At 25.8% G+C, this 17,870-nt stretch carries 16 protein-coding genes, 5 pseudogenes and 1 riboswitch; of the genes and pseudogenes, 14 read left to right on the top strand and 7 right to left on the bottom strand.

The genetic code is table 4. The features are described from left to right. Nucleotides 1-8: 8 nt before the first annotated feature. The 9 genes from SKUN_RS11490 (at nucleotide 9) to SKUN_RS07185 (ending at nucleotide 6,223) form a co-directional block, all read left to right on the top strand. Complete coding sequence (locus tag SKUN_RS11490; protein WP_268794836.1) at nucleotides 9-134, top strand: hypothetical protein; 126 nt, start codon at nucleotides 9-11, stop codon at nucleotides 132-134. Then, entirely contained in the window at nucleotides 112-486 is a 375-nt protein-coding gene (locus tag SKUN_RS11005) for an MDR/zinc-dependent alcohol dehydrogenase-like family protein (protein ID WP_235511025.1), read from the top strand. The genes SKUN_RS11490 and SKUN_RS11005 overlap by 23 nt, the downstream gene beginning before the upstream one ends. After that, nucleotides 450-830 carry a zinc-binding dehydrogenase gene (locus SKUN_RS11000; protein ID WP_235511024.1) on the top strand — a complete coding sequence of 127 codons (381 nt, stop codon included), beginning with the start codon at nucleotides 450-452 and terminating at the stop codon, nucleotides 828-830. Before SKUN_RS11005 ends, SKUN_RS11000 begins: the two co-directional genes overlap by 37 nt. Nucleotides 831-859: 29 nt before the next feature. Then, nucleotides 860-1,846 carry a signal recognition particle-docking protein FtsY gene (ftsY, locus tag SKUN_RS07210; RefSeq protein ID WP_053391453.1) on the top strand — a complete coding sequence of 329 codons (987 nt, stop codon included), beginning with the start codon at nucleotides 860-862 and terminating at the stop codon, nucleotides 1,844-1,846. Next, the gene (gene ylxM / locus SKUN_RS07205) at nucleotides 1,846-2,166 is read left to right on the top strand and encodes a YlxM family DNA-binding protein (RefSeq protein ID WP_053391452.1); all 321 of its coding nucleotides are present in this window, start codon (nucleotides 1,846-1,848) and stop codon (nucleotides 2,164-2,166) included. Before ftsY ends, ylxM begins: the two co-directional genes overlap by 1 nt. A gap of 12 nt (nucleotides 2,167-2,178) precedes the next feature. After that, nucleotides 2,179-2,979, top strand: coding sequence for a TIGR00282 family metallophosphoesterase (locus SKUN_RS07200; RefSeq protein ID WP_053391451.1), 801 nt, complete (start codon nucleotides 2,179-2,181; stop codon nucleotides 2,977-2,979). A 16-nt stretch (nucleotides 2,980-2,995) separates the two neighbouring features. Beyond that, nucleotides 2,996-3,934: a serine aminopeptidase domain-containing protein gene (locus SKUN_RS07195; protein ID WP_053391450.1), complete on the top strand. Its 939-nt coding sequence runs from the start codon at nucleotides 2,996-2,998 to the stop codon at nucleotides 3,932-3,934. 57 nt (nucleotides 3,935-3,991) lie between these two features. Beyond that, nucleotides 3,992-4,097, top strand: a riboswitch (SAM riboswitch). 109 nt (nucleotides 4,098-4,206) lie between these two features. Beyond that, on the top strand, nucleotides 4,207-5,358 hold the full coding sequence (gene metK, locus SKUN_RS07190) for a methionine adenosyltransferase (protein ID WP_053391449.1): 1,152 nt from the start codon (nucleotides 4,207-4,209) through the stop codon (nucleotides 5,356-5,358). Between the two features lie 43 nt (nucleotides 5,359-5,401). Then, on the top strand, nucleotides 5,402-6,223 hold the full coding sequence (locus tag SKUN_RS07185; protein ID WP_053391448.1) for a Cof-type HAD-IIB family hydrolase: 822 nt from the start codon (nucleotides 5,402-5,404) through the stop codon (nucleotides 6,221-6,223). Between the two features lie 95 nt (nucleotides 6,224-6,318). Here SKUN_RS07185 and SKUN_RS07180 read toward each other — a convergent pair. Continuing rightward, nucleotides 6,319-7,266: pseudogene (locus SKUN_RS07180) on the bottom strand (IS30 family transposase). Between the two features lie 119 nt (nucleotides 7,267-7,385). Between SKUN_RS07180 and SKUN_RS07175 the strand changes: the two are divergent. After that, entirely contained in the window at nucleotides 7,386-7,919 is a 534-nt protein-coding gene (locus SKUN_RS07175; RefSeq protein WP_053391447.1) for a lipoprotein, read from the top strand. 11 nt (nucleotides 7,920-7,930) lie between these two features. On the opposite strand, the pseudogene SKUN_RS11855 reads toward SKUN_RS07175, so the two are convergent. From SKUN_RS11855 to SKUN_RS07140, 6 genes and pseudogenes are all read right to left on the bottom strand, one after another. Next, nucleotides 7,931-9,150: pseudogene (locus SKUN_RS11855) on the bottom strand (spiroplasma phage ORF1-like family protein); the annotation flags it as partial. Nucleotides 9,151-10,033: 883 nt separating this feature from the next. Next, on the bottom strand, nucleotides 10,034-10,270 hold the full coding sequence (locus SKUN_RS07160) for a hypothetical protein (protein WP_053391444.1): 237 nt from the start codon (nucleotides 10,268-10,270) through the stop codon (nucleotides 10,034-10,036). Then, nucleotides 10,270-10,674: pseudogene (locus SKUN_RS07155) on the bottom strand (hypothetical protein). The gene SKUN_RS07160 and the pseudogene SKUN_RS07155 overlap by 1 nt, the downstream one beginning before the upstream one ends. Continuing rightward, nucleotides 10,667-11,677 (bottom strand): annotated as a pseudogene (locus SKUN_RS11670) (hypothetical protein). The pseudogenes SKUN_RS07155 and SKUN_RS11670 overlap by 8 nt, the downstream one beginning before the upstream one ends. Beyond that, on the bottom strand, nucleotides 11,677-11,880 hold the full coding sequence (locus tag SKUN_RS07145; RefSeq protein ID WP_053391443.1) for a DUF2649 family protein: 204 nt from the start codon (nucleotides 11,878-11,880) through the stop codon (nucleotides 11,677-11,679). The pseudogene SKUN_RS11670 and the gene SKUN_RS07145 overlap by 1 nt, the downstream one beginning before the upstream one ends. 205 nt (nucleotides 11,881-12,085) lie before the next feature. Beyond that, nucleotides 12,086-12,478: pseudogene (locus tag SKUN_RS07140) on the bottom strand (DUF3627 domain-containing protein). A gap of 189 nt (nucleotides 12,479-12,667) precedes the next feature. Here SKUN_RS07140 and SKUN_RS07135 point away from each other — a divergent pair. The 4 genes from SKUN_RS07135 to SKUN_RS07120 are packed head-to-tail and all read left to right on the top strand — an operon-like array spanning nucleotide 12,668 to nucleotide 17,831. Continuing rightward, a complete protein-coding gene (locus SKUN_RS07135) occupies nucleotides 12,668-13,201 on the top strand; it encodes a helix-turn-helix domain-containing protein (protein WP_053391442.1) in 534 nt (177 codons plus the stop codon). Between the two features lie 24 nt (nucleotides 13,202-13,225). Then, nucleotides 13,226-14,278 (top strand): spermidine/putrescine ABC transporter ATP-binding protein, encoded by a 1,053-nt coding sequence (potA, locus tag SKUN_RS07130; protein ID WP_053391441.1) that lies wholly within the window; start codon nucleotides 13,226-13,228, stop codon nucleotides 14,276-14,278. Nucleotides 14,279-14,290: 12 nt separating this feature from the next. Further along, entirely contained in the window at nucleotides 14,291-15,259 is a 969-nt protein-coding gene (gene potB / locus SKUN_RS07125; protein ID WP_053391440.1) for a spermidine/putrescine ABC transporter permease, read from the top strand. Then, complete coding sequence (locus tag SKUN_RS07120; RefSeq protein WP_053391439.1) at nucleotides 15,243-17,831, top strand: extracellular solute-binding protein; 2,589 nt, start codon at nucleotides 15,243-15,245, stop codon at nucleotides 17,829-17,831. The genes potB and SKUN_RS07120 overlap by 17 nt, the downstream gene beginning before the upstream one ends. Nucleotides 17,832-17,870 lie beyond the last annotated feature (39 nt).

The raw sequence follows: 17,870 nt of genomic DNA, 5'->3' as shown, positions 1-17,870 counted from the left end.
TTGGTGTATTGACAGCAATTGAAACTGATATTACAAAACTTAAAATTGGTGATCGCGTTGCAATTGGATGTGTTAATCACTGTAATATTCATTGTAATATTTGTCAATGATGTGAAACAAAAAGCATTTGCTAATTGTACTAATGGTGGTTTTATTTTGGGAACTAAAATTAATGGAACGCATGCTGAATATGTTCGTGTTCCTTATGGGAAAAATAGTGTTATTAAAATTCCAAAAACAATGAATTTAACTGATGCTTTAATGTTAAGCGATGTGTTACCAACAGGATATGAAAATGTTATTAAAAAAATTGATTTAAAACAAATTAATAATATTGCTATTATTGGTGATGGGAAAATTGGTTTAGTCATTTTATTGTTATTAAATAAATATAATAAAAAAATTGATATTTATGGTCATCATAGTCAAAAATTAAATTATTTTAAAAAATGGGGGGGGCGCATAAAATTTATGATAGTACTTTAAATACTTTTGATATTAAATATGATTTAGTAATTGAATGTGTATGTAATGACCGGGGTACTTTTGAGCAGGCACAACAAATGATTAATTTTAATGGTACAATTATTACAATTGGTGTTTTTAAAAAACCAGTTGTTTTTAACTTACAACAATTATGAAATCAAAATATTACTATTCATACCGGAATTTTAAATTGTTATACTTTAAAAGAACTTGTATTAAAAATTGAAAATAAGGAAATTATTCCAAAGTATTTAGTATCAAAAACTTTTAATAAAAATGAAGTGTTAAAAGCATATGAAACTTTTATGGAGACAGATATTTTTAAAGTTGTTGTGAAATTATAACAAACAATAGAATAGGGTGAAGGAAAGAAATGGTTTTTTTTCAAAAATTAAAAGCAAAACGTGAAGAAAAAAAACAGATTAAATTAGAAAAGGCGTTACGTAAAACACGTTTAACCTTTTCTAATGATATTAAAAAATTAGCACATAAGTATAAAGAATATGATGATCAATACTTAGAAGAATTAGAAGAAATTTTAATTGCAAGTGATATGGGAATGAATATGGTTTTACAAATTATTAATCAAATTCGTAAAAAAGTACGAAAAGATTGAAGCATTGAGGACACAAATGATTATTTGGTTGAAGTAATTATGGATTTATATAATGATCCAAAAAGTAAACAAAATAAATTAAATATTAAAGACCAGCGCTTAAATGTTATTTTGATGGTTGGTGTTAATGGTGCCGGTAAGACAACAACTATTGCTAAATTAACAAAACAATTTCTTGATCAAAAGAAAAAGGTCCTATTAGTTGCTGGTGATACTTTTCGGGCAGGGGCGGTTGAACAATTAAACCAATGAGCAGAACGTTTAAATGTTAATATTGTTAAACCGTTAAAAGAAGGGCAAGATCCAGCTAGTGTTATTTATGATGGATTAGTTAAAGGAAAAAAAGAACAAGTTGATATTATTATTATTGATACAGCGGGACGTTTACAAAATAAAGTTAATTTAATGAATGAATTAAATAAAATTAATCGTATTATTCAACGAGAAATTCCCGATGCTCCACATGAAACCTTATTAGTAATTGATGCGGTTACTGGTCAAAATGGTATTTTACAAGCAAAGAATTTTTCGGAGGTAACAGATGTTAGTGGGATTGTTTTAACAAAAATGGATGGTACGGCTAAAGGAGGCGTTGTTTTAGCAATTAAGGACCAATTAAAAATTCCCGTTAAGTTAATTGGTTTGGGTGAGCAACCAACTGATTTACAAGAATTTGATATTGAGCAATATATTTATAATTTAACCAAAGATTTATTTAACAAGGATGAAGTGGAAATAGAATAATGAAAGATTTGGCAAACTCAAATGAGTTAATTCTTTTATATGAATTATATTGGAAATTATTAACAACAAAGCAAATAAAATATTTTGAATTATATTTTTTTGATGATTATTCATTAAGTGAAATTGCAGGTTTAAAAAATGTTTCGCGTAATGCTGTTTATGATTCATTGGTAAAAATTACAAATGCTTTGCATAAATTTGAAAATAACTTAAAATTAGGTTATAAGCAACATCAGCGAGATATCATTTATCAAGAATTTAAAAATATTAAGGAATGTGCTGGATTAATAAAAAAATTAAAAAAAATTGATAGTGATTAAGGAGAAAATAAAATGAATATTTTAATGATTGGTGATATTTATGCACAAGCTGGACGGACAGCTGTTAATAAATATTTGCCACAAATAATAAAAAAATATAAGCTTGATTTAATTATTGCAAATGGTGAAAATACTACCCATGGGAAATCTTTATCAAAGCATCATTATAATGAATTAAAAGAAATGGGGATTAATATTATTACTTCCGGAAATCATATTTTTCGTAATCCAGAAGTTTTAAATTATATTGAAGAAGTAAATAATTTATTAAAACCAGCAAATATGAATTCGTTTACACCTGGTAAAGGCACAGTTGTTATTAATATTAATAATAAAAAGATTCGTGTGACTAATTTAATAGGTCGTAGTTTTATGGACCCAGTAGATAATCCATACACAATTTTTGAAGAAATTATTAATAATAATGATAGTGATCTTCATTTTGTTGATTTTCATGCCGAAGCTAGTGCAGAAAAATTAGCTTTTGCTTGGAATTATGATGGTATTATTACTGGTTTTTTTGGAACGCACACTCATGTTCAAACAGCAGATAATCGAATATTGCCAAAAGGAACAGCATATATTACCGATGTTGGTATGTGTGGTAGTTATAATTCAATTATTGGGGCAAATCCAGAAGAAATTATTCTTAAGGAAAAAACTGGTTTACCAGTGCGTTTTGAACCAGCAGCTGAAAATGATAAATTAATTTTTTCAGCGGTATGATTACAAGTAGATGATAAAACTAACCAAGCAGTAAAAGTTGAACGAATTTTAATTCATCCAGAAAATGAAACTGATTTTTTAGGATAATAAAGGAGTAACTTAAATGACTAGTTTAATTAAAACAAATGTAATAATTATTGTTGTTTGTAGTATTTTAGGAATTTTTTTGTGTTGTTATTTTTTTCTACGTTGTTATCGTCTTTTAAACAAGAAAACAAAACGATGAGAAATTCAATTACCGGAATATATCGAACATAAATACTTTATTACTTCTGATCAATATGAATTATCAACATTAGGAACAATTGATAAAAATGGTCGGGATATTATTTTAGCAGTTCATGATTTATATGGTAGTAAGGAAAATTTTACTGGTTTAATTAATAATGAAATATTAGCTAAGAATAAAGTTTCAGTAATTGCTTTTAATCAACGCAATGTCGGAGATAATGTGCCAACTAGTATTAAAAATGTTGGAGTTTTAGTGAATGATATTATTGACGTAATTACAGCATTAAAAAATAAATATGAACAACAAAGAATTATTTTATTATTAGAAGGATTTTCATGTGGTTTAATTAATTTATTATTGAAACAAAAACCATTAATTGAAAAAATTGTTTTTGTTAATCCAATTACAAATTTAAATGGAATAAGATTTTCAATGATTAGCAAAATTGGGATTGGATTTGGTTTTTTATTTAATTTAAACAAAACTCTTAAAATTCATATTGATTATCAACTTTTAAGTCAAAATGAAGATTATAGTACTTTAATGATGGAAAAAGAACAAACTTATTTTTTAAATCAAATTTTACAATTTAATTATCTTAATAAAAAGATAGTAAAACAAATTAATAATCTTAAAGTAAAAACTTTAATATTACAAGCAGAGGTTGATAAATTTTATGATACAAAACAAGTAACTTTAATTAATAATAGACCAGTTAAAATAAAAAAAATTGAAACAGCAAAACATTATTTATTCACTAATCAAAATATTAGTGTTGAAATTCTTACCGAAATAATTAATTTAAATTAAAATTAACTAATTTTTAAGTTATAATATACTTGTTGTCATTGTCAAGTAACAACATAAAACTTATTCAGAAGTGGTTAGTACGCTAAGCAATGATCCACTAGCAACCCTATATTTAACTAGAAGGTGCTTTTAGCAGGGCAAAATGATATGCTACCAATAAGATTTATTAGTTATTGAATAGAACTTAACTATTAATTTATATGTAAACATATTGTTATTAATGCCACATTATTCTGATGTGGTTTTATTTATGATTAAGGAGAAGAAAAAAGATGAGAAAAGAGCGAATTTTATTTACATCAGAATCAGTATCAGAAGGGCATCCTGATAAGATTTGTGATCAAATTTCAGATGCTGTTTTAGACGCATGCTTAAAAGAAGATCCCTTATCACGGGTAGCATGTGAATGCTTTATTACAATAAACCGGGTTATTATTGGTGGTGAGATTACAACAAAAGCAAAAGTTGATTATGCCAATGTAGCACGTAAAGTATTAAAAGAAATTGGTTATAATGATGCAGAATGTGGAATTGATTGACAAACTTGTGAAGTTGAAATATTAGTTAAAACACAATCACCAGATATTTCACTTGGTGTTGATAATGCTGGAGCTGGTGACCAAGGAATTATGTTTGGTTATGCAACAAATGAATCAGATAATTATATGCCGTTAGCAATTTCTATTGCTCATGCTTTAGTAAAGCGAGCAAGTATGCTTCGTAAAAAAGGAATGTTTATTGGGGCACGACCAGATATGAAATCACAAGTAACGTTAGACATAACAAATGCTAAACATATTTATATTGATACAATCTTAATGTCAATTCAGCATGATGAAGATATTGATGAAGCTAAATTTAAACACTTTGTTATTACGAAAATTATGGAACCAGTTGTGCAAGAATTTAAAATGAATTTAGATTTTAAAGTTTTAATTAATCCAACTGGTCGATTTGTAATTGGTGGAGCAAAAGGTGACGCTGGGTTAACAGGGCGAAAAATTATTGTTGATACATATGGTGGCTATGCACGGCATGGTGGTGGTGCTTTTTCGGGAAAAGATGGAACAAAAGTTGATCGTTCAGCAGCATATATGGCTCGTTATGTTGCAAAGAATATTGTTGCGGCAGGATTAACTGAACGATGTGAGATTCAATTATCTTATGCGATTGGAGTTGCTGAACCGATTTCAATTTTTGTTGAAACATTTGGAACTAATTTTGTTGCAAATGATATTATATTGAAGGCGATTAAAAAAAATTTTGATTTTCGCCCCCAAGCAATGATTAAAACGTTAGATTTACAAAAACCAATTTATCAACAAACGGCAACTTATGGGCATTTTGGTCGTTACCATACTGAACTACCATGAGAAAGATTAGATAAAGTTCAAAGTTTAATAAAATATTTACCATATGTTTAATTTTTAGATATAATTAACAAAAAGAATAAGAGGAGAAAAACTAATGAAATATAAGTTAATTGCTCTTGATTTGGATGGTACAACAGCAAGGAGAAATCGAATTTCAAAGCAAAATGTTGCAGCAATTAAGTGAGCATTGGCAAATGGGATTAAAGTGATTATTGCAACTGGGCGTAGTATTGGTGCTATTAGAAAAGTTGCAAAAAAATTAGGCATTATTGAAAATAAAATGCCAGTAATTGGTTTTAATGGTGGCATAATTTATGATTTTGCGAAAGAAAAAATTCTTCAACAAAATTTTTTTTCTAATAATGAATTAATAAATGTTTTTTATCTTGCTAATAAGTGTAAAATTCAATTATGATCATATTCCGTTAAGAATAAACATTTTGCTTATGTTAATACTAAGCATAGTTTGATGACTAAATGAATGAGTTTTCACACAAAACGAAAAAGAATATTAGTATATGATCCTACTACTTTACATGACCAAGCTTACAAGTTTGTTGTTAGTGGTAAAAAAGAGAATGTTCTAAAATTTAAAGCAAAACTTTTAGTAAAATATGAATTTAATATTTTTGATTGGTCATATTTGCCAAATCAAAGTTTAAATTTAGAAATTAGTCCAAAGGATAGTGACAAAAAATATGCTTTAGAATATATTTCTAAAATATATAATATTCAACCATCAGAAATTATTGCGATGGGTGATGGTTCAAATGATTATGAAATGTTAAAATGAGCTGGCGTTGGAATTGCGATGGGAAATGCTAAAGCGGATATTAAAAATATTTCTGATGATACAACTGCCCATTATCGTCGTTCAGGAGTAGCAAAAGCAATTAATAAATATTTTAAAAAATAAATTATGTAAAATTAAGTACAACAAATCTTTATTAATTAAATAATATATTAATTACATATTTTATAATTTAATATACATTTTTAAATATTTATTGTTTATATATTTTGCAAAAACATTTCTTTAGAACTTATTCAATTTAAACATGGCCGGAGTTTATCATTTATTACATTATTAACTACTCAATTTATTTTTTTGTTGACTAATATTATTAAAATCAGTTCCAAGAGGAAATAATTTTCTAAACTCACCATTTATATTTTCAATTAAAGGTTTTTGACGAGGTTTACCAGCATTACAAAAATATACTTGTGTTTCAGCAAATATTTCCATTTATAGTCATTCACTAAATTCTTTTTTCTGTCAGTTATTACGCCTTTAATTTTCCCAATTAAATTATTGTTTATAACAATATCTTTAAACTTTTTTCAACTTCCCTAGCAGTATGATTTTTTAATTTCATTACAAAATAATTTTTACTTGATTGTTCTACTAAAACCAAATTACTAGATAGGTGGTTTTTTCCAACGACTGTATCCATTTCAAATCATCAAACGTTAGAAACTTTATTTTCAATATCTCAAATTGACTTAAAATCAGTTAATTTACCACGATTATCTTTTTTTCCTTTTGTTTTAAATTTTTTATCACGATATCGTAAATTTTGTTTTAAAAATCCATAAAAACCCAAACAAATTCATTTATACAATGTTTTATTTTAAAAAATAACGATAAATAAATTCTCTCGGAGAATCACGATATTTATTAAGTCTAATTTTCATAAAATTAATCTGCTCTTCCATAAATTTACATCTTTTATTATTGTTTTTTCTTTTCTTATAATACATTTTATCTGACTTATAAGCACTATATTCATCAATATTTTTAAAATTTTTAATTTCTCGTAAAATAATACTACGATGTCTATTCAAACATTTAGTAATTACAGAAATATTTTGTTTACCATTCTTTTTTAAAAAAATTTTTAATAATAATAATAATTGTTCTAATTTAACCTTATCCATAAAACTTAAATGACTATACATAACATTTATATACCTTTCATTAACTTATAAAATTTTTAATATTTAATACGAATAATTGATATATAATTAATATATGATAAAATCAATTATATATAAAACAATAAAAAGGAACAATATATATGAAAAAATGACTTAGCATAATAGGAGCAATCGAATTAACAGCAACAAGCACAATAACATTAATCAGTTGTAATAAAGAAAATAATAATAAAAACAAAGAAGATAATAAACCAGAACTACCAGATAATCAACAACAACCACCAGAAGGCAGTAATTGAAAACAAGTTATAGCACAAGAAAAACCATTTAATAAAGTTGATAATAAGTATTATTTTGTTGTGTGACGTGGTGATAAAAATGATGATTGAAAAATTATTAAATTTAACAATAATGAAAAAATTAAAAGATGACATCCAAAAACTTTGGATGTACAAAATAATATTAAACTTTGCTTAACTAACTATGCAGAAATTCCAATTGATATTGATTTATCAATTGATGCAAGCACAATTAATCGTTGAAAAGATGATATAAAAAATAATTATTTTAAAGCAGTTTATCGTTGGGATGGCGTTGGTGAACCACAATTACCAACTATTAACAAGAATACTAGTGAAATTATTGATTGAAAAGAACAAAAAGGAACTGAATAACAGTTCCTTTTTTATATTAATCGCACAAATTTCATAAAAATAATTAATAAAAATATATTTTTTATTATACTATACAATGCAGGATTAAATTTTCATACTTCAAATATTTCACTAAAAAAACTATATACTGCTTCAAAAACGTTACCAACACCGCTCGCTAATTCGTTAACTTGTTTAATTCCCGGAATAGTATTAACAATTCAAATGACCGCATTTTTAATATGAGCACCAAAATCTCATCAACCCGCGGGCGTTACATATTGCACCTGTCATCATTGTTTATCGGGGAACAACCCACCGTTATTAATTTCTTGTCAGTTATAAATACCAAAATTAAAATTATAATATCGGTACATATCATTATCCGAAAAATAAAAATATCGTGGATAAATTTTAAAACCATTATTTACTAATAAACCATATTTTTTATTATAATCTTGAACATAAGTATTATTTTCTAAATCAAAAATCGTGCGTAAATAATTAGTATAAAATTTCTGTGAAATATTAAACATACTACTTAATAATTTATCAAATTGTAATTTATAGTTAATATTTTCACTCAACAAAATATTATTAAAATTTTGCAATTTCAACGCAAAAAAGTTAACTAAAACAATATCATACTGTAAATTATCAATATATCAATTTTCAATAAACGAACTACGATTTTGAAACACTGGCACCAACGCACTTGCAAAAAAAACGACTGTAAAAACTTAGATAAATCAAACTGACCGCTAAATTGTTGATAATATTTTAAACCTTTACTATTTAATGATGAATAAATTTAACCATTAAAATTAAAAACTTCACCCGTTATCGTTTGCATAAAACTAAAATTAAAACTTAAATCATAATTATTAATATTATTTAATTCCAAACTGCCGGAAATAATTAAATTTGATTCATCAACAGTCAAAATCATCCGATAAATTGCTTTTTTAATATTTTTAACATCCAACTCATCAACCGTTTCAAAATCAAAAATTATCCGCTTTGTTCCAACCTTATTAGGATTTTCATAATCCGCATTACCACTTTGTTGAACTATAATATTTTCAGATAAAAAAGCATATAAAAATAAATTAATAAAGTTTTTTACGCAATTTTGTTGATAAGTATTCTGCTACAATATAACCTCACCAGTGTTTTTATTAATGGTTGGGATTCCTGGTTCACCAACGCCATCCCAACGATAAACTGCTTTAAAATAATTATTTTTTATATCATCTTTTCAACGATTAATTGTGCTTGCATCAATTGATAAATCAATATCAATTGGAATTTCTGCATAGTTAGTTAAGCAAAGTTTAATATTATTTTGTACATCCAAAGTTTTTGGATGTCATCTTTTAATTTTTTCATTATTGTTAAATTTAATAATTTTTCAATCATCATTTTTATCACCACGTCGCACAACAAAATAATACTTATTATCAACTTTATTAAATGGTTTTTCTTGTGTTATAACTTGTTTTCAATAATTTTCATTTAACTTAACTCTTGGATAACGATTTTCTTTATAACGCTCAACATTGTCGACAATTAATTTAATTTTTAACTCTTTTCAACAGAGTTCTTTTAAAGACACTTTCAAATCCTCCTTACAAATAGTAAGATTTCTAAATTTTTTTATTGTGTAACACTTACCCTTTAACCATTGCATGTTAAAGATTTATCCCCAAACCACAATAACTCTTTTATATTGCCTAAAAGAATTGCCTGCATTATGTCGTAGCGGTACGGCCACCCCTATATTGTTTATCCTCGCTTGCTTGGTTTTACTACATTCCAAGTAGGAGAGTTTTATTTGACTGGTTTTGCTGTTATTTTTTTAAACTAAGCAAGGTTATCTACGATTTTAACATAATTAAAAAAGATATAATTTTATATCTATCTTTTTCTTAGTTTTTGGTAAATTTATATCAACTGAATATTTTACGCGGTCAATTAATACCTTTATTAGTACTATAATATTTTCTTTTTTAAGCGTATAATGCTTCTCATTTAACGGTCTAAACGCCGTTAAAGTAACAATGTAATAACCAAACCTAAAAAAATTAAAATAAATATGGCAAATAAAGATAACGATTTTTTCATAAATTCAACTCCTAACTATACAATGTTTTTGAAACAATAAACCCAACAATATATAAACTCGATATCGTTAACATTAACGGATGACTAAACAAAATTGCCATTCTGCCAAATAATCAAATCAACCAAGTATCAGAATTATATAAATCCATAATAATATTTTTTGCTGATGTAAATTGATTAATAATAATAGTAATAAAATCAGTACCAAATATCGCAATTGCTGCCACCAATAAAACTAATTTAATCATTATTTATGCACTCTCCTATATCCTTGTTCTCTTGTTTTTGCTTGTTTTGCTAAACTTGATAATTGTTTTTTATTACGATTAATTTTAAATTATTTACGATTTTTATTATGTTTTTGCATATTTTGTTTAGTATCAGAAACACCGCGAACTGTTGAATAATATATTTGCGAAACACCACTATTAACTGTTAAACCTAAATTATTATATTGTGTTGATGTCCCGTGAATTGCATAAATCGATAATTTAATAACCATAAAAAATATTAAAAAATAAGCAATTGACGTATTTGTCATCGGTAATTTTGTATTTCAAATTACATCAAAAATAAACAAAAATATATCAAAAACAATACTAAAAATCTTGTCTCAATTACTATTATTATTTTCATCTAATAAATTAATCATCTTTCTTGTTTCTTTTCTCTTTTTTAGGTTTTAAATTTTTTTTCAAAATATCAATATCAAATAACTCCAATCGCTCTTTAACACTCAATTTTGTTATTTCCGACCAATAATATTCTTTTTTATTAAAAATTTCATCATTTTTTTAATCAAGCACAAATTTTAACCATTGACTATCAACTTATTAGCAAATTCAAGCGGAATAATTATTTTAAAAAACCGAATCCCTAACCCAACATCCGACTTATGTTTTGCTCGTTTACCTTATGCTGTTTGTTCTACTGATTTTTTTTCAAATTTCATAATCGGTAATATCTTGAAAAATTCCAATTCGCATAATAAAGAAACGGTTAAAAAATTAAACCCCCTTCTTAATAACTGGTTTTTTCAATGAAATTGGAATAATAATTCCACTTGCTAACTGGTTAATATTATTTCAAATCATATCCTCACGCTGAGCAGTAAACAACGCACGATTACCAAAATGTCTCGCTAAAACAATTCACGGTATTTTACCACTATGAACTTTTTTCTCATCGTGAGGACTAGTTCCATCAATATACAAATAACTTTCATCAAATAAAATAACACTATAATCGGGTGGGACTGGTTTTGTTCCATCGGTAAAATCTAAATTTTTAAATGTTAAAACTTTAACTTTTTCATCTTCTAACGGATAATTACTATAAATTTCATCTGTTAATAATTTCATGGTTTGCAATAAATAATTTAAAAGTAATGTTTTACCGGTACCTAACTTTCGAATAATAACTGATAACATATTATCTCAAATAAACTGAACTAAACAAAAAGTATTTAACTGATAAAAAATATTTTTTCATAATCATCACACAAAATAAACATATTGTAAAGCAAATAATATTCAAAATACTAAACCAACACAGTACAAAGAAATTATCCAAAATAATAAATTAACCAAACTATACAAAATCATTGAACCACTAATATAACAATAGTTTTTAAAGAAAAATATAAACTTTTTCATTATTTAAAATACCTAACTATCTTAAAAACCATTCACAAGAAAAACCAAGTTAATAACAAAATAACAATTCAAATACCAACCATTAAAGTTAAATATTCATTTTGAGTTAAATTTCAAGTTGTAATAGTTTCAACATTTGTTTTATCTATAAACAAAAAGAAATGAATAAAAAACTCTTTTAATTTAATTCAATCATTTTGCATTTTTAAAAACTCCACATTTTTTGAATAAGTTTAAAAAACATTCCAAAAAACAAAACAATAAATAACACAAACGATATAACATATAAAAACTCAGGGGCGCATTTGCACCAATAATTTAACTAACAAATTGAACTCAATAATCATATAAACTCATTTAATTTAAACTTTCTAAGTCATTAATTAATTGTTGTACTTTTTCATCACTTTAATTTATTAAATTATTATTATTTGTTTTTACTTTTTGATGTTAACTTGAAAATAATACTTTTTTCATTTGTATAAAATAATTTTGTTTATATTGATTATATAAATTGATTAAGACTGTTCCAGTTAAATATTTTCAAATATTTCGCTTTAAATTTTCATCATACTTTATAATAGGATAAGAATTATTATAAATCAAACCGATTGCTACTTGTTCTGAATATTTTTCAATCTGATAAATAAACTTATTACTCAATCAAACCCCGATATGACGATTATGATTGGGTAAATTAATAAAACTTGCTTTATCTGTTGTAAAAGGAATAAATTCCTTACTAATAAAATAATTTTCTACATTCTGATTTTTCTTAACAAAATTAATCAATTTTATCATATCATAACTAAATATTTGTTTAATAAACATTGTTATATTTAATGTTTTGCACTTTGATTACAAAATGTAAAATAAAAAATATCATCAAAACTATTGATATTTTTTTTGTTTTTTTTATAATTAATGTTGCCATAATTTAAAAAAAGTTTAGTATAACTAAACAAAATTACCAAAGGGGGGGGGTTGTCTATGTTACTAGGAGAGAAAATTAAACTATTACGTCAAAAAAATAATTTAACAATTGAAGAATTAGCAAATCGTTGTGAATTAACGAAAGGTTTTATTAGTCAACTTGAACGCGATATTTCTTCTCCGAGTATTGAAACACTACAAAGTATTTTAGAAGTTTTAGGCACCAACTTAGCAGATTTTTTTAAACAAGAAAAAAATAGAAAATTTGTTTATGCAGCAGAAGAACATTTTGAAGTTAAACAAAATAATTATCGAATTGAATGATTAGTTCCTAATGCGCAAGTAAATGAATTAGAACCAATTTTAATTCAAATTAAGCCGCAAGGAAAATCAGAACGTATATTACCATTTGAGGGTCAGATTTTTGGTTATGTTTTGAAAGGAACAGTGTTAGTTTATTCTGGGCAAAAAGTACAAACAGCACATACTCGTGATAGTTTTTATTTATATGGTAATAATCAACACTATTTAAAAAATGAAACAAATGAAATTGTTGAGGTATTATGAATTTCAACACCACCAATATTTTAAAAGATTAGAAAAGGAGCATTAGCATTGGAAACAAATATTTTAGAGTTACGAAACATTTCAAAACAATATGAAGGAAAAGTAGTTTTGAAAGGAATTAACTTAAATATTAAAGAAGGAGAATTTGTCACATTACTAGGACCATCAGGATGTGGAAAAACAACAACATTAAGAATTATTGCTGGATTTGAACAACCTAATAGTGGGGAATTATTATTTTTAGGAAAAGACTATTTAAAAACTCCAGTTCATAAACGAGAAGTTAATACTGTTTTTCAAAATTATGCTTTATTTCCGCATTTAAGTGTTTTTGATAATATTGCTTATGGTTTAAAAGTTAAACGCAATAAGTATGATGTTATTGAAATTGAAGTAAAGAAATTTTTACAATTAGTAGGATTAGAAGGTTTTGAAGATAAATCAGTTGAACAATTATCGGGTGGTCAACGCCAGCGCGTTGCATTAGCACGAGCATTAATTAATAAGCCAAAGGTTTTGTTATTAGATGAACCAATGGCTGCATTAGATGTTAAGTTACGAAAAAAAATGCAAGCAGAATTAAAAACTTTGCAAGGAGAAATTGGAATTACTTTTATTTTAGTAACTCATGATCAAGAAGAAGCATTAACATTGTCTGATCGTATTATTGTAATTAATGATGGAGCAATTCAACAGGTTGGAACACCAGCGGAAATTTATAATGAGCCAGAGAATTTATGAACAGCACAATTTATTGGTGACTCAAATATTATTTCAAATGCAATTTTTATTAAAGATAATTTAGTAGCAATTGATGGCAAAAAAATTGTTTGTGTTGACCGTGGATTTGGTGAAAATGAAGAACAAATTGATATTATTATTCGTCCTGAAGATATTGAAATTGTTCCAGTTGGGAAAGGATTTTTCACAGGAACAGTTAAAAGAATTAATTTTAAAGGAGTTCATTGGGAAATTATTGTTAAATGTAAAGAACGAAAATATTTAATTCATTCAACAGACAGAGTTGAAGAAGGTGATCAAGTTGATATTTCATGAAATGTTGAAGATATTCATGTTATGTGGAAAGAGATTGATGATTAAGGAGCAAGAATTATGAAAAACAAAAATAAACCACCAAAAAAAGGTAAAGGATGATTTAAAAAACAAGGTAGTAAAATTAAATCAATTAGTCAACATTTTGCTGCTTGATGTCGAACAAAATATTTAAATATTTCTTATTATGCAAAACAAAACAAATGGTTTAAAAGAGGCTTAAATCCAATTTTATGGCCATACCTTATTATTATGATTTTATTAATTGTTGTACCATTATTAATTATTTTATTATATTCGTTTATTCAACCAACGGGAAATAGTTTAGTTTTTGAAATTAATTTTAAAAATTTTGTAACTTTTTTTTCAGAGCAAAAATTTATTATTGCACTATTTTTAGCTTTAGGATATTCATTAATTGCCGCCCTAATTGTAATTGTGATTGCTTATCCAGTTGCTTATGTGATGGCATTTTGTAAATCAAAATTATTGTCAAAAAATATTTGAATTTTAGTAACATTACCAATTTGAATTAATATGTTACTAAAAATTATTGGATTACAAACAATGTTTAATATTATTGCTCCAAGTTTACTTGGTACACCAATTTCGGTTGTTATTGGAATGGTGTATGCATTTTTACCATTTGTAATTTTACCAATTTATAATAGTTTAGATAAAATTGATACTTCATTAATTGAAGCTTCAAAAGATTTGGGAGCAAATGGTTTTAAAACATTTTGAAAAGTTATTTTTCGTCAATCAATCCCAGGTATTATTGCAGGTGGAACATTATTATTAGTGCAAGCAGCAACTTCGTTAATTATTGTTAAATTTATGGGGAATGGTCGTATTAATTTAATTGTTGATGTAATTGAAGCATATTTTTTTAAAGGAGAAAACTTTGGAATTGGAGCAGCAATCTCAGTTGTCTTAGCCCTTATTGTTTTTTTAATTATTGTGATATCAAATTCATTATCAAAATATTTTGAAACAAGAAAGGGGCGTCGCAATGAAAAAGTTTTTTAAATCATCTTATATGGCATTAATTATGTTATTCATTTATATTCCAATTATGATTTTAATTTTATTTTCATTTAATAGTGGTGAAAGTATGAGTATTTTTAATGGTTTTTCTGATCGATGGTATAAAAAACTTGCTAATGAGCAACCTTTTTTACAAAGTATTATTGTGTCAGTTTTTACAGCAGTAATTGCAACTGTTGTCTCCGTTATTATTGGCACTTTAGCTGCGATTGGATTAAGTTGAGCACGGCGAGTTACACAAAGAATGACATTATCAATTACTAATATTCCATTAATTAATGCTGATATTATTACAGCTGTTTCGTTGATGATGTTATTTATTGCTTTAGGAGCAAATTTTGGAATGTTAACATTAGTTTTTGCACATATTTCATTTGATGTTCCATATGTAATTATTACAGTATTACCACGTTTACGGAAAATTGATCCAAAATTAATTGAAGCTTCATTAGATTTAGGTGCAAAGCCTTCACAAACTTTGCGAAAAATTATTTTACCAATTTTAAAACCAGCAATTATTGCAGCTGCAGCAATTGCATTTGCAATGAGTTTTGATGACTTTATTATATCTTATTTTATTGGTAGTGACGATGTCAATGTTGCAACTTTTATTTATACAATGAAAAGAATTAAACCTTTTATTAATGCTTTTGGTACGATTTGTATTGCAATTATTGGAGTTATTATTATTGGATGAAATGGATGAAATGTTTATAAAATTAATTATAATAAATTTCGCCGAGAAATGTTAAAAGGAACTTATAAAGATAAAGATATTATACGCTATGAAAAGAAATTAGCCTTTCTTTATCATCAATTAAATAATAAAAAAATTAATAATGAAAAACAAAAAGAACAATTACGTTGAAAAATTGTTAAACTAGAAAAAAAATATGATAAAAGTGTTTTATGAATTAAGAATAAAAAACAAACTTTTATTGAACGGCAAGAAACCAAAGAAAATATTAATAAAATATCACGAAAAAAATCCCGTTGATTTGCAAAAAGTTGAAAGTCATTATCATTAGTAACAATTTCAGTTGGTTCAATTGCTTTGCTAACAGCAGTTTATATTAAAAATAATATTTATGATTTAGCAGTAGCAAATTGAGGTGAATATATTACTTCAGATTTAATTAGTAAGTTTGAAAAAAAATATAATGTAAAAGTTAAATATAGTGTTTATGATAGTAATGAAACATTGTATAACAAATTATATACAACACATTATGACGTGATGGTTCCAAGTGACTATATGGTTAATAAGTTAGCGCAAGAAGGACGTTTAGAAGAAATTGATTATCAAAAATTAAATGATGTTGATAAAAATTTCAACATTATTAAACCTAATCCAAATTATCATGGACAAGATGTCAAAGAACGAACAGTTGGGAATGAATATTTTAATGATTTAAATGTTGATGTAGCAACAGTACAAAAAACAAATCCAGAATTTTATCAAAATTATATTTTTTCTTCTACTTTGGATCCAACAACAGCAAAATGTTTTGATAAAAATTATGCGGCATCATTAGCTGCTGGATTATTAAATGTTTTAAATAAAAATAAACTGAAAGATGCTACTCAAAAAACAATTGTTAATTATAGTTTACCTTATTTTTGAGGAGAAGTATCACTTGTGATTAATCCAACAGAAAGTAACTTAAAATTTTTAGATGAGATATTTGCTAAAGCAAATCAAAATTTACCAACAACAGTTCAAGGAAAATTTGGTTATCAACGTGCAGAGTGAGAACCTAGTATAAATCGCGATAAAATTAAACTTAATGATGTTGAAAATAATAAGATTATCTCAAATGGCATTTCTTGAGATATTTTATGACAAGCAGCCGCAGCAAATAAACGAGTTTTAATTAATAATGATCCACGAAATTTATTTATGTTAACTACTGAAAAAAATTATTTCAAACCAGTACCAACAACGCAAATGGAAGTTGATCATGGTTACAACGAATTATCAACATTGCTAAAACATAATAATGTTGCCTTAATGAATGATGAGTTAATCAATGCAGTTGGTGATGGACATTTTGATTTTGCTTTTATGTATAATGGGGATGCAATTTATGCGGATACATTATTTGCAAAGAGTCATGAAGAAGCAAAAGGAACAAAATTAATTATTACCTGCCCACGAGCAACAACAGCGTGAACACCAGAAACAGTTGAAGGAACTAATATTTGAAGTGATAATATGGTTTTATCAAAAAATGCTAGAAATCAGGAGTTAGCTTATAAATTTATGAATTTTATTATTCAAAATTCATCAGCATTAACAGAAGAAGCTAATTATACTTCACCATATCAACAACTAATGGATTATGAAAATAATTATAATTATTATCGTAATGGTCATGATCCAGAATCTGGCGCAATGATTAATTATCAACGTGATTATGTTCCTGTAGCGAAACTTAATGAGAAGGGAATGTATGTTGCTCAACCAGAAATGGCTGATAGAACATTTGAAATAACTGATTTAGATAGTTATGTATTAAATAAATATAATATTTTAATTGCTGGGAAAAACTAATAATTATTTTTTAACATTAAATTTTAATTAACAAAAGTA

Origin of the sequence: Spiroplasma kunkelii CR2-3x (genome assembly GCF_001274875.1) — a bacterium.
Lineage (GTDB): Bacteria > Bacillota_I > Bacilli_A > Mycoplasmatales > Mycoplasmataceae > Spiroplasma > Spiroplasma kunkelii.
Note: the sequence above shows the minus strand (reverse complement) of the source record. Positions and strands in the feature narration are given on the sequence as shown.